The organism is Sphingomonas sp. AC449 (assembly GCF_979253475.1).
On record NZ_CEEDCZ010000008.1, the window covers coordinates 13,368 to 26,890 of the forward strand.

General features: G+C 68.7%; 9 protein-coding genes. 4 read left to right on the forward strand and 5 right to left on the reverse strand.

Going from position 1 to position 13,523, the window contains the following annotated elements:
• Positions 1–30: 30 nt before the first annotated feature.
• Both polA and AC0CH3_RS13240 read left to right on the forward strand, forming a co-directional pair.
• The gene (gene polA / locus AC0CH3_RS13235) at positions 31–2,805 is read left to right on the forward strand and encodes a DNA polymerase I (RefSeq protein WP_354301284.1); all 2,775 of its coding nucleotides are present in this window, start codon (positions 31–33) and stop codon (positions 2,803–2,805) included.
• Positions 2,806–2,923: 118 nt separating this feature from the next.
• Positions 2,924–4,441, forward strand: coding sequence for a lipopolysaccharide biosynthesis protein (locus tag AC0CH3_RS13240; RefSeq protein WP_354300663.1), 1,518 nt, complete (start codon positions 2,924–2,926; stop codon positions 4,439–4,441).
• Between the two features lie 35 nt (positions 4,442–4,476).
• Here the strand turns inward: AC0CH3_RS13240 and purH are convergent, their stop codons facing one another.
• From purH to AC0CH3_RS13260, 4 genes are all read right to left on the reverse strand, one after another.
• Complete coding sequence (gene purH / locus AC0CH3_RS13245) at positions 4,477–6,039, reverse strand: bifunctional phosphoribosylaminoimidazolecarboxamide formyltransferase/IMP cyclohydrolase (protein WP_354300661.1); 1,563 nt, start codon at positions 6,037–6,039, stop codon at positions 4,477–4,479.
• 207 nt (positions 6,040–6,246) lie between these two features.
• Entirely contained in the window at positions 6,247–7,980 is a 1,734-nt protein-coding gene (locus tag AC0CH3_RS13250) for a heparinase II/III family protein (protein WP_354300659.1), read from the reverse strand.
• Positions 7,977–8,636, reverse strand: coding sequence for a ribulose-phosphate 3-epimerase (gene rpe, locus AC0CH3_RS13255; RefSeq protein WP_056018230.1), 660 nt, complete (start codon positions 8,634–8,636; stop codon positions 7,977–7,979). The genes AC0CH3_RS13250 and rpe overlap by 4 nt, the downstream gene beginning before the upstream one ends.
• Before the next feature lie 171 nt (positions 8,637–8,807).
• Positions 8,808–10,097 carry an RsmB/NOP family class I SAM-dependent RNA methyltransferase gene (locus AC0CH3_RS13260; protein ID WP_354300657.1) on the reverse strand — a complete coding sequence of 430 codons (1,290 nt, stop codon included), beginning with the start codon at positions 10,095–10,097 and terminating at the stop codon, positions 8,808–8,810.
• A 106-nt stretch (positions 10,098–10,203) separates the two neighbouring features.
• Here AC0CH3_RS13260 and AC0CH3_RS13265 point away from each other — a divergent pair, with 106 nt between their 5' ends.
• Together AC0CH3_RS13265 and AC0CH3_RS13270 are read left to right on the forward strand one after the other, a co-directional pair.
• Entirely contained in the window at positions 10,204–10,362 is a 159-nt protein-coding gene (locus AC0CH3_RS13265; protein WP_082445075.1) for a DUF1674 domain-containing protein, read from the forward strand.
• Between the two features lie 276 nt (positions 10,363–10,638).
• The gene (locus AC0CH3_RS13270) at positions 10,639–12,495 is read left to right on the forward strand and encodes an AsmA family protein (protein WP_465237989.1); all 1,857 of its coding nucleotides are present in this window, start codon (positions 10,639–10,641) and stop codon (positions 12,493–12,495) included.
• A gap of 48 nt (positions 12,496–12,543) precedes the next feature.
• On the opposite strand, the gene AC0CH3_RS13275 is transcribed toward AC0CH3_RS13270, so the two are convergent.
• Positions 12,544–13,521, reverse strand: coding sequence for an NAD(P)H-dependent glycerol-3-phosphate dehydrogenase (locus AC0CH3_RS13275; protein ID WP_354300653.1), 978 nt, complete (start codon positions 13,519–13,521; stop codon positions 12,544–12,546).
• Positions 13,522–13,523 lie beyond the last annotated feature (2 nt).

Sequence of the window (13,523 nt, forward strand, 5' to 3'; positions counted from 1 at the left end):
CGCGCGCGCGCATCCGCTAGACCGCGCGTGATGCCCCATCTCTATCTCGTCGACGGCTCCGGCTATATCTTCCGCGCCTATCACCGGCTGCCGCCGCTCACCAACAAGCATGGCGAGCCGGTCGGCGCGGTCTATGGCTATACGACGATGCTGTGGAAGCTCGCGGACGAGGTCCACGCCGCAGACGGCCCGACTCACATGGCCGTCATCCTCGACAAGTCGTCGAAGACGTTCCGCAACGATCTCTACGACAAGTACAAGGCGCAGCGTCCGCCGCCGCCCGAGGATCTCGTCCCCCAATTCCCGATGATCCGCGACGCGACGCGCGCCTTCTCGCTGCCGTGCATCGAGACCGAGGGGCTCGAAGCCGACGACATCATCGCCTGTTATTCGAGGGCCGCACTCGCGCAGGGCTGGGAGGTCACGATCGTCAGCTCCGACAAGGACCTGATGCAGCTGATCGAGCCCGGTCTCGACATGTACGACACGATGAACAACCGCCGGCTGGGCGCGGAGCATGTCGCGGAGAAATTCCACGGCGTGACCCCGGCGCAGCTCGGCGACGTGCTCGCGCTGATGGGCGACAGCGTCGACAACGTCCCCGGCGTCCCCGGCGTTGGCCCCAAAACCGCCGCCAAGCTGATCCTCGAGCATGGTGACCTCGAATCGGTGCTCGCCGCGGCCGAGGGGATGAAGAAGGGCAAGCTGCGCGACAATCTGATCGAGCATGCGGAGATGGCGCGGCTGTCGAAGGTGCTCGTCACGCTCAAATGCGACGTCGCGCTGCCCGAGCCGCTCGAGGATCTCGAGCTCAAGGGTATCCCCGACGCGCCGCTGCGCGCGTTTCTCGAACATCACGGCTTCAAGTCGCTGATCGCCAAGCTCTCCGCAGTGGCCGAGGCGCCGGTCGCCGAGTCGACCGTCGTCGCGGACATGGATGCGGACGAACCGTGCAAGCATGACGACTATGAGACCGTCGTCGACGAGGGCGCGCTCGACCGCTGGATCACGCTGGCCAGGCACCAGGGCTGGATCGCGATCGACACCGAGACGACGGGGATCGACGCGACGCGCGCGGATCTGGTCGGGATCAGCCTCGCGCTGCATCCGAACCTCGCCTGCTACGTCCCTATCGCGCATGGCGGCACCGATTTGCTCGCGGAAAACCCGGTCCAGATCGACCGCGCTACCGTGCTGGCGAAGATGAAGCCGTTGCTCGAGGATCCGAGCATCCTCAAGATCGGCCATAATCTCAAATACGACATGATCGTCCTCGCCCGCGCCTATGCGGCCACCGGCGGCGTGACGATCGCGCCGTTCGACGACACGATTTTGATGAGCTTCGATCTCGATGCCGGGCTTCACGGCCACGGCATGGACGAGCTCGCCGCCACGCACCTCTCGCACACCTGCATCGCGTTCAAGGACGTGGTCGGCACGGGCAAGTCGCAGCGCAGTTTCAACGAAATCGACCTCAAGGCCGCGACCCACTATGCCGCCGAGGACGCCGACGTCACGCTCCGCCTCTGGCGCCGGTTCAAGCGCCGCCTGCCCGCCGAGGGCTCGACGCGCGTCTACGAGATGGTCGACCGCCCGCTCGTCCCCGTCATCGCGCAGATGGAGATGCACGGCATCAAGGTCGATGCCGCGAAACTGTCGAAGCTCTCGACCGAGTTCGCCGCGCAGATGGCGAGCCTCGAAACCGAGATCCACGCGCTCGCCGGCGCGCCGTTCACGATCGGCAGCCCCAAGCAACTGGGCGACGTGCTGTTCGAGAAGATGGGGATCAAGGGCGGCCGCAAGGGCAAGTCCGGGGTCTATTCGACCGACGTCACCGAACTCGAACGCATCGCCGCCGACAAGGATTCGCCCGGCGCGGTGATCGCGCGCAAGGTGCTAGACTGGCGCCAGCTCTCGAAGCTGAAATCGACCTATACCGATGCGTTGCAAGCGCAGATCAACCCCGCGACGGGTCGCGTCCACACCTCCTACTCGCTGACCGGCGCGCAGACCGGACGGCTGTCGTCGACCGATCCCAACCTGCAGAACATCCCGATCCGCACCGAGATCGGCCGCCAGATCCGCGACGCGTTCGTGGCGGAGCCCGGCAACGTCATCCTCGCCGCCGATTACTCGCAGATCGAGCTGCGGCTGGCCGCGCACATGGCCAACGTCCCCGCACTGAAGCAGGCGTTCGCGAACGGCGACGACATCCACAGCCTGACCGCGCAGGAGCTGTTCGGCGAGGTCAACCGCGACACGCGCGGCCGCGCCAAGACGATCAACTTCGCGATCCTCTACGGCATCTCGCGCTGGGGGCTCGCAGGTCGGCTCGATGTGAGCGCGGACGAAGCGCAGGCGATGATCGACCGCTATTTCGATCGCTTCCCGGGCATCTCGAGCTACATCGTCGACACCACCGAGAGCGTCCGCGCGACCGGGTTCACGACGACGCTGTTCGGGCGGAAAACGCATTTCCCGCGGATCCGCTCGAAGATCCAGCACGAACGCCAGGGCGCCGAGCGCGCCGCGATCAACGCACCGATCCAGGGGACGAGCGCGGACATCATCAAGCGCGCGATGGTCCGCATGGGGCCCGCGCTGCTCGAGGCCGGGCTGCCTGACGTGCGCATGCTGCTCCAGGTCCACGACGAACTCGTGTTCGAGCTGCCCGAGGGTGATGTCGAGGCGGCCAAGCCCGTGATCGAACGCGTGATGGCCAACGCCGCGACGCCGGCGGTCACGCTCGACGTTCCCCTGGGTATCGAAATCGGTACCGGCCTGAGCTGGGGCGCAGCGCATTGATCGCGCAGGGCGGCAGCCGGCCGCGTCCGGCTGACTCGCACCAGCGCGGCCGGCGGAGCGCTTGCTCCGACCGACGACGCGGCTGTGCCGCGGCGCGACGCACCGACGGCGCCCGCCCGTGACGGAATCGACCAAGGATATCGACACGCTCGCCAAGGGCGGTCGGACCAACATCGCGGGCTTCGTCCTGCGGCTGGCCGCGCGGATCCCGTTCCTGTTCATCGCGGGCCGCATCTACGGCCCGGACCTGGTCGGCCGCTTCGCGATCGCGGTCGTGGTCGTCGAACTCGCCGCGTTGCTGGCCACGCTCGGCCTCAAGCGCGGTCTCGCGCAGGCGCTCAGCAGCGCGGATCGCCCGCACGCCAACGTTGTCTGGGACGCAATGGCGGTCGCGTTCATCGCCTCGCTGATCGCCAGCGCGGTGCTCTGCACCTTCCCGCAGATCATGTATCCCAACAGCGCGATCACCGGGCTCGACCGGTTCCTGCCGCTGATCATCGTCGCGGTCGCCTGGTCCGACGTCAGCCTCGCCGCGCTCGCCTATCGCCTCAACGTCAAGGCCGCGGTGACGGCGCGCGCGGTCGTCGAGCCGTGGACGATCTCGATCGCGGCCTGGGCCTTCTCGTATTTCACGATCCGCGACGGGCTCGTGCTCAGCTATGTCGCGTCGATGATCGCGGCGCTGATCGCCAGCCTCGTGCCGTTCCTGCGCAGCTACGGCGCCCCCCGCGGCTGGTCGCCGCACCTCCGTCCGCTCTATACGCTAGCGCGTGCCAACGTGCCGCTGGCGGGCGCGGACATCCTCGAATGGGGCAGCCGCAACGTCGACCGCTTCATCCTCGGCGTGATGTTCGAGCCCAAGATCGTCGGCATCTATTACATGGCGCAGCAGGTCGCGAGCCTGCCGCAGAAGCTCAAGACCAGCTTCGACCCGATCCTCGGCCCGGTGATCACGCAGAGCCTCGCGAACAACGACCGCGCCGCGATCGCCAACCAGGTCCGCCAGGTCGCGTTCTGGATCATGGCGGCACAGGGCGGGCTCGCGCTGATGGGCTCGATCCCCGGCGAAGCGGTGATGGGTGTGGTCGGCCCGCAATTCGTCGCCGGCACCGCCGCGCTCGCGTTCCTGCTGACTGCCGAATTCCTCGCCTCGACCGGCGCGGTCAGCGAATCCGCGCTCGTCTACATCGCGCGTCACCGGAACCTGATGATCTCGGCGGCGATGCTCGCCTTCCAGATCGGGCTCAGCTTCGCGCTGATCTTCCTGATCCGCGGGCTCGGTTATCCGGTCAATTATCAGGCGGCGGGGCCCGCGGTCGCGCTCATGCTGTCGGTCGCGCTGACCTCGGTGATCAAGTCCAGGCTGCTCGGCCACCTGCTCGGTGCGAGCGTGTCGCCATGGCGCTGGCCGCTCGTATGGGCCGCGCTGGCTGCGATCGTCGTCGGCGCCGCCTTCACCGCGCTGCCCAAACGGTATGAATGGGTCGAACTCGCGGTCGGGGAACCCGCTATCGCCGGGACGTATCTTTTCATCCTGTGGAAATGGGCGTTCGGCCCGGCAGATCGGGCGTTGTTCAAGAAGAAGCCACCCGAAGCCGAACCGGTGCTCCCCAACGCCGGTTCGGCCATCCCGTAACTGGCCCCCCGCAATCGCAGGGGGCCCGGGTCCGATCAATGCCGGAAGTGGCGCATCCCGGTGAACACCATCGCGAGACCGGCTTCGTCCGCGGCCGCGATCACATCCGCGTCGCGGATCGACCCGCCGGGCTGGATCACTGCGGTCGCGCCTGCCTCGACCGCGGCGAGCAGGCCGTCGGCGAACGGGAAGAACGCGTCCGAGGCGACTGCCGAGCCGATCGTGCGCGGGGTCGACCAGCCGGCCTTGTCCGCGGCGTCCTTGGCCTTCCACGCGGCAATGCGTGCGGATTCGAGGCGGTTCATCTGCCCCGCACCGATGCCCGCGGTGCTGCCGTCCTTGGCATAGACGATCGCGTTCGACTTGGTGTGCTTGGCGACGGTCCAGGCGAAGCGGCAGTCGATCAGCTCCTGCTCGGTCGGCTGGCGCTTGGTCACGACTGTGAGTTCGCCCGGCGTGCCGTTGTCGCGACCCTGGACGAGCCAGCCGCCGGCGATCGACTTCGCCGTCAGACCCGCACGGGCGGGATCCGGGAGCTCGCCGGTCAGCAACAGGCGGAGGTTCTTCTTCGCGGCGAACAGCGCGATCGCCTCCTCATCGGCGTCAGGCGCGACGACGACCTCGGTGAAGATCCCGGTGATCGCGCGCGCGGTTTCCGCGTCGAGCGTGCGATTGACGGCGATGATGCCGCCGAACGCCGAGACGGTGTCGCACGCGAACGCAGCGGCATAGGCCTCGGCAAGCGTGGCGGCGGTGGCGACGCCGCACGGATTGGCGTGCTTGACGATCACGACCGAGGGTTCGGCGTCGCGGAACTCGGCGATGAGCTCAAGTGCGGCGTCGGCGTCGTTGAGGTTGTTGTAGCTGAGCGCCTTGCCCTGGAGCTGGCGCGCCTGGCCGATGCCGCGGACGCTGTCGGTCGCGGTGTAGAAGGCGGCGGACTGGTGCGGGTTCTCGCCGTAGCGAAGCGTGTCGCCGCGCTTGAGTGTGATCGGCAGCACGGGCGGGAATGCCTCGGCCTGGTCGACGGTGCCGAACCACGTCGCGATCGCCGAGTCATAGGCGGCGGTGGTGGCGAAGGCCTTGGCGGCGAGGCGCTTGCGGTCGTCGAGCGTGGTGGTGCCGCCCGCGACGAGCGCATAGTCGGCGGGGTCGGTGACGATCGCGACATAGGCGTGGTTCTTGGCCGCCGAGCGGACCATGCTGGGGCCGCCGATGTCGATATTCTCGATCACGGTGTCGCGGTCCGCGCCCTTGGCGACGGTCGCCTCGAACGGATAGAGATTGACGATGACGAGGTCGATCGCGCCGATCTGGTGCTCGGCCATCGACGCGGCGTGGCCGGCATCGTCGCGCACCGCGAGCAGACCGCCATGCACCATCGGGTGGAGCGTCTTGACGCGGCCGTCCATCATCTCGGGGAAACCGGTCAGCTCTGACACGTCGCGGACGTCGAGGCCGGCCGCACGCAAGGCGGTGGCGGTGCCGCCGGTCGAGACCAGCTCGACGCCGTGGCTCGCGAGCGACTTGCCGAGATCGACGATCCCCGTCTTGTCGGAAACGGACAGGAGCGCGCGCTTGATCGGGATGCTGGTCATGAGGGTCTTTCGTGGTCCGGGAGTCGCCGTGCGGCGGCCTTTAGCCGCGGTTGACGTTGGGGAACAGGGGGCGGGTTGATCGCGCGCCCTCCCCGCCGCCGTCATCCTGACGAAAGTCAGGACCCAGAGCCACGGGCGCGGTCGTTTGGTATCCTGGGTCCTGACTTTCGTCAGGATGACGGGCGTGGGGGATGATCGCGGTGACCGTCAGGCCTTTTTCAGCGCCCAGCTCACGCTCGCGCCACCGGCTGCGGCTTCGCCCGTGATCATCAGCTGCTGCGTCGCGACGGGGCGGCCGTCCGCGTCGATCCAGACGCTGTCCTCGACCACCAGCGCGCCGCCGCGGCAGCGGAACTGCCAGAGCGCACCGCCCGGCAGGCGAAGGATCGCGCCCAGGCCGTCTGCGGTCGGCGACACCTGCACCCCCGCACCGAGATGGAAGCGGATCGCGAACAGCGACAGGCCGGTACGCCGCCTGCGCCCCTGCGGCAGAAGCGCATCCTCGCCGCGCAGCTCGCGCCCGTCGCCGGTCAGCATCAGCTGGCGGCGATGAAGGAACCCCCAGCGGCGGACATAGCCGTCATGGCTCGCCTCGATCCGGCTTGCGGCCTCCGATTCCTGACGGCTCAATTCGACTTCGCCGACGCCGCGGCCGAGCGTGCCGTCGGCATGGATCGCGGTGGAATTGCTGTCGGCGATCGTTAGCGTCGAATGCGCCGCGGTCGAGCGCAGCCCCTCGACCATTGCCGCGGGAAGCTGCGCGATACCGGCCCGCGCGCCGCCGCAATTGACGACGATGCGCGACGGACCGTCCGAGAACTCGAACGCGAGCGTCGAGGCGCAGCCCCCTTCGACGAGGCGCGCGATCGGCGGCGGCGCCGCGTCGACGATCAGCACCGCGCTGCTCGCCGCGAGCCGTTGATAGCCCCAGTCGCGCGCTTGGCGGAGCGGGCGCGTGCGGACGCCGCTCGCCTCGATCACGGCGGCGACCTGCGTCTCGCTCGAGGGTCCGCCGCCCTGCCAGCTCGACAACCCGTGATCGGCATGCGCGACGCCGAGCAACGCCGCGACCATCCGCGCGAGCGTGACGCCGACCGTCTCGGGAAGCGCGAGGCCACGCGCGACGTAGCTTTCCTGGAGCAGCGTCAGCAACTGGATCGTGTCGAGCAGCATCGACGGGCTGCGCGACACCGACCCGCCATCGTCGAACAACCCGGTGCCCAGCGCGCGGAGCAGCCCCGCCTCGCCGAACGCGCGACGAGGGTCGCCGCCGGGGATCAGCAGCCCGGCGGCGACGACCCCGCACCAGGCGGCGATGCGGGGGGCGCCCGCCGGCGCCTTGTCGGCCGTGCGATCGAGGTGGAGCGCGCCGCGTGCGAGCGCGTTCAACACCTTCGAGCGATAGATCAGGTCGGACGAGGACAGGATCAGCGGTGCGTGCGCGGTCCAGAACAGGATGCGACGGCCCCACATGTCGGGCCGCCATGCGATGCCCCCGGTCTTGTCGGCATAGGCAGTCAGCCAGAGCCCCATCAGATATTCGGCGATCGGTGCGCCGCGCGACCGCGTCGCCACCGTCGAGAGATCGCGCAGCCACGCGAAACTGTGCAGATAGTCGGCAAAGGCCTTGGGCAGCGGCTTGGCGAGGTCGAGCGTCTCGATATCGCGCGCCTCGCCGCGGAACGAGAGCACGCCGTCCAGCAGCATCGTCCCGCGCGGAATGTCGCCGAGGATCGGATCGTCGGGGACCGCGATCAGCTTGAGCGGGTAGCGCCCCTTGAGCCGAAGCGCATGCAGCGGCGTGCGCCATGTCAGCCGGTGGAAGCGCTCGGCCAGCCGATCGGCGAGCGACAGCCCCTTGTCGCGGCCGAGCCGGATCAGGCGGCGGCCTTCATCGATCCCGTCGAGCGCGGGGTCGGTCGCGGGATCGCGCTGGCTCAATCGCCCCTCAATGCCGCAATGTTCGCGGCATACTGCGCTGGCCCGCCGCGGAAGACCGAGGTGCCCGCGACCAGCGCGTCGGCGCCCGCCTCGATACAGCGCTTCGCCCATTCGGCATCGACACCGCCATCGACCTCGAGATCGATCGCACGACCGCTCTTTTCGATCATGGTGCGGATCGCGGCAATCTTCTTGAGCTGGCTCGGGATGAAGCTCTGTCCGCCAAAGCCGGGGTTGACGCTCATCACCAGCACGAGGTCGACCATGTCGAGCAGATAATCGAGCATCTTGGCGGGCGTGCCGGGGCAGATCACGATCCCCGCGCGCTTGCCGAGGCCCTTGATGTGCTGGAGCGAGCGGTGGATGTGCGGGCCGGCCTCGTAATGCACGGTGATGCAGTCCGCACCGGCGTCCGCGAACGCGTCGAGATAGGCGTCGACGGGAGAAATCATGAGGTGGACGTCGAACGGCTTGGTCGTCATGCCGCGCACCGACTTCATGACCGCGGGGCCGAACGAGATGTTGGGGACGAAATGCCCGTCCATCACGTCGATATGGATCCAGTCGGCACCGGCCGCGTCGATGGCGCGAACCTCCTCACCCAGTTTGGCAAAGTCGGCGGACAGGATCGAGGGAGCGATACGGACGGGTTGCATGGGATTGTCCTAGCGCGGGATCCACGTGGTGCGAAGGGCTTCTATCCTCCCCCCGCCAGGGGGAGGTGGCTGGCTCTTGCCAGACGGAGGGGGCGGTAAGCGAAACATCTGCTTCGCGTCCTCCCCCTCCGTCACCTGCGGTGCCACCTCCCCCTGGCGGGGGAGGATTAGTTAGCTGCGCTTGAGGCGGGCGATGAAGAAGCCGTCGCAGCCGCCTTGCTCGGCGAGCATGCCGGGGAGCGTGCGGACGCTACCAGCTAGGGGGCCGGTCTCGGTGGGCGTGATGCCCGCGGGAAGTTCGGCCTGGTCGACCGGCGCGATCGTATAGTCGCTGCGCGCGGACAGGAACGCATCGAGCTGCGCCTCGCCCTCCGACGGTTCGAGCGAGCAGGTCGCGTAGACGAGCGTGCCGCCGGGCTTCACCCAGTCGGCGGCGCGCGCGAAGATGCGTGCCTGGAGCGCCGCGGTCTCGGCGATGATCGAGGGGCGGACGCGGTGAAGCACGTCGGGGTGGCGGCGGAAGATGCCCGTCGCGCTGCATGGCGCATCGATCAGGATCGCATCCGCAGGCTCGGTCGGCGCCCATTCGAGGATGTCGGCGTTGACGACTTCCGACTTCAAATGCGTGCGATAGAGGTTTTCGCGCAGGCGCTTGATCCGGCTCTGCGAATTGTCGACCGAGGTGACGGTCCAGCCTGCCGCCGCGAGCTGCAGCGTCTTGCCGCCCGGCGCCGCGCACAGATCGAGGACGTGGCCCTCCCCCTTGCCGAGCAGCCGTGCGGGGAGCGAGGCGGCGATGTCCTGCACCCACCACGCGCCGTCGCCGAACCCGGCCATGTCGGGGACCGAGTCGTGATCCCCCAGGCGAAGATGCCCAGGCATGAAGCTCTCGCCACCGAGTTTCTCGCGCCAGCCTTCGGTTTCGGCGGGGTCGGCGATCGTGAGGTCGAGCGGCGGCGGTGCGGCGATCGCGCGGCCGGCGGCGTCGACCATCTCCTCGCCCCACGCGGCTTCCCAGCGGAGTTCGACGGGGGCAGGCAGCGTCGGGACTTCGGGGAGCAGCATGTTCGCGCGGAACAGCGTGCCGAACACGCCGTGGACGAGCTTGCGCGGGCCGCCGTCGACCAAGGGCAGCACGGTCGAGATCGCGGCGTGCGACGGCGTGCCGAGGATCAGCACCTGGACGAGCGCGATGCGCAGCGCCATCCGCGCCTTCGCATCGTCGGGGAGGTTGGTCTTGGTGACCGAATCGATCATGGCGTCGAGATCGGGGAGCCGGCGCAGCGTCTCGGCGGCGATCGCGTGCGCGAGGCCGCGATCGGGGCCGTGGATCGCGCGGGTCGCGGCGGGGAGCGCGGATTCAAGCGACTCGCCGCGGCGCAGCACGGCGTCGAGCAGGCGGAGTGCTGCGCGGCGGGTGGGGACGCCGAGCGGCTCGGGGGCGTGGGTGTAATCGGGCATCAAAGGTCCTTCGCGTTCGGATCGCACGCGCGGCTGTTATGGCAAAATCGCGCGGCGCGCCCCATGTGGCGGTTACGACGCCAACACGCAAATCCGGAGAGCCGCGATGGGCCAGCGCCCCGATCATGTGAAGCCACCCGAATATCTCGCGAAGACCACGCCGGTGCCAAAACCCGAGCCGATCGTGCCCGACAAGGATCCCGAACCGCGCGATCCCACGCGCTATGGCGACTGGGAGCTCAAGGGCATGGCGATCGACTTCTGATCCGGGCGCGATGGCCTGTCCGTGATGCTGACGGGATCAGGATCAAGTGTGACGAACGACAAACGTCCCGTCCGTCATCCTGACGAAAGTCAGGATCCAGGATCACGAACGACGCCGTAGCTGGCTCTGGATCCTGACTTTCGTCAGGATGACGGGTGGGGCGAGGATGACGGGTGGGGTGAGAATGGCGGGGTAGAGTGCGGACGACGGGAGTAAATCTGCGGCAGCGGTCCTGACGCAGGTGGAACGTATCTCCTGGCGGCGCGTCGCGGTAGGATGAGGGGATTCTTCGCTAAACGCTGGGTAAAAATCACCGGCATCGTCGTCGCGGGCGTGCTCGTGCTGGGACTGGTCGGGCTGGCGGCGTTTCCCTGGGGATCGCTCAAGGGGGTGATCCAGCGCCAGCTCACCGCGCGGTTCGGACGCCCCGTGACGATCGGCGGGATCGAGCGCGTAGATACGTTCGGATTCAACCCGACGATCCGCATCACCGACGTGCGTATCCCGCAGGCGTCATGGGCCGGAAAGGGCGATTTCGTATGGCTGCGCGAGGCCGAGGCGACGTTTTCCGGGCTCGCGCTGCTCAAAGGCGCGTTCGGGCCGCGCGATGTGAAGGCGCGCGGGTTGCGGCTCGTGCTGGTCCGCGACCGGAATGGCCGGACCAATTGGGAACGACCGGGCAAGCCGAAGGGCGGCGGGAGCTCGACCGACCTCGACGGGCTGACGATCAGCGACAGCGTGATCGCGTATCGCGACGACAAGCAGGATCGGTTCGTGACCGCGCGCTTCGCCTCCGATCCGGTGCGCGGGATCCGCGCGACCGGCACGGGCACGATCCGCGGTGCGGCGGTGCGGATTGCGGTCGCGGGGCCTTCGGTCGAGACGTTCCAGGGCAAGCCCTGGCCGTTCACCGCGTCGATCGATGGCGACGCGCTCTCGATCACCGCGAAGGGTCGGATGGACCGCCCGCTCGATACGGACGCGATGAGCCTCGACGTGACCGCGCGCGCGACCGATCTCAAGCTGATCGACGCGGTGATCGAGGCGGGGCTGTTCCGCACGCAGCCGGTGTCGTTCAGCGCGCATGTCCGCCACGACCAGCCGAAATGGACGGTGACACAGCTCGAGGGCGTCGTCGGGCGGTCCGATTTCGCGGGGCATGTCAGCGTCGACAAACAGGCGGGGCGGAGCAAGGTCGATGGCGCGATCGTGTCGCGGCAGTTCGACTTCGGCGACCTGTCGTCGGACGAGGGCAAGGCCAAGGGCGCCGCGCTCGAGCGCGCAATCGGCCCGCGACTGGTGCCGAACACGCGGATCGACATCGGCAAGATCGACACCACCGATGCGCGGATGGCGTTCAGGATCAAGCGGATCGTGAGTGCCAAGGGGGCGTCGCCGATCCTGTCCGCCAAGGGCGTGCTGGCGATCGATCACCAGTTGCTGACGCTCAGCGATCTCGATGCGCGACTGCCGCAGGGCCGTGTCGAGGGCAAGCTGACGGTCGACCAGCGCGGCGATCGCAAGGTGCCGATGGTCGAGATCAACCTGCGGCTGCGCGGCAGCAGCGTGCAGGATCTCGCGGGCGGCGGCGGCGATTTCAGCGGCAATGTCAGTGCACGCGCGCGGTTGAAAGGCCCCGGTGCGACGATCCGCGCGGCGGTCGGCAATGCGAACGGCACGATCGGGTTCGTCGCGCGCGACGGGCAATTGCCGCAGGGGATCGCAGCGGCGCTCGGCTTCGATGCGGCACGCGCGCTTCTGGCGAAGGATGGCGAGCGCGCGGGACTGCGCTGCGTCGTGCTCAAGCTCGACGTGACGCGCGGGCATGGACGGATCGATCCGATGATCGTCGACACGACCGCCAGCCAGTTGCGGGGAACGGGTAGCGTGGTGTTCCCGGGCGAGACGCTGAATATCCGGCTGAGCGGTACGCCGAAACAGGATGCGCTGCTCCGGTTGCCGGGATCGGCCTATATGACGGGGACGATCGAGCGACCCAGCGTGTCGATCCCGCCCGAGGTGAAGTCGGTGGGGAATATCTTCAAGGCGATCGGCCGCGCGATCACGGGGAAACAGGGGCCGACCGCGAGCGATGCGGATTGTTCGGGGCTCGCCGCGCGGGTCCTGCGGTAAATCTTTGATCCTCCCCCGCCAGGAGGAGGATGAGGCAATCGCCTCTTATCAGCCTGCCTCGCCTTTCAGCGGCCGCGCGAGCAGGTCGCCGATCACGTCGGTGACGGGTGCGCCTTCGAGCAGGCGGCAGACCGCCTCGGTGATCGGCATGTCGACCCCGGCATCGCGTGCCGCCTCGCGCAGGACGGGCGCGGTGAACGCACCCTCTGCCACCGTGCGGCGATCGCCGAGCAGCGTTGCGGCGGACTCGCCCCGCCCCAGACCGACACCCAGCGAGAAGTTGCGCGAGCTGGTCGACGAGCAGGTGAGCACGAGATCGCCGAGTCCCGACAGCCCGGCGAGCGTCTCCACGCGTGCGCCGCGCGCAAGCCCGAACCGGGTCATCTCGGCAAAGCCGCGCGCGATCAGCGCCGCGCGGGCATTCTGGCCGAGCCCGGCGCCCTCGACCACGCCGCAGCCGATCGCGAGCACGTTCTTGACCGCCCCGCCAATCTCCGCGCCGACGACGTCGGTCGACGCATAGGTCCGGAAATGCCGCGCCGCGAGCCGCGTCGCGAGCGCTTCGCCAAGCGCCTCGTCCTCGCAGGCGAGCGTCACCGCGGTCGGCAGCCCCGCCGCCACCTCATGCGCGAAGGTCGGCCCCGACAGCACCGCGATCGGCGCGTCGGGATGCACCGCGCGCGCGACCTCGCCGACGAGCCGCTTGCTGCCCGCCTCGATCCCCTTGGCGCACAGCACCAGCGGGATGCGGCCAATCGGCGCTGCGGCGAGCACGCTGCCGACATGCTGCGCGGGTGCAACGACGAGGATCGCGTCCATGTCCGCCAGCGCGGCGAGATCGCCGGTCGCGCGGATCGTCGGCGACAGCGCGACGCCGGCGAGGAACAGCGCGTTCGCTTGCGTCGCGTTGATCGAGTCGACGACCGCCGCCTCGCGCGCCCAGAGGACGACGTCGCGGCCGTCATGCGCCGCGACCTGCGCCAGCGCGGTACCCCAGGCACCGCCGCCGATGACGCCAATCCTCATGT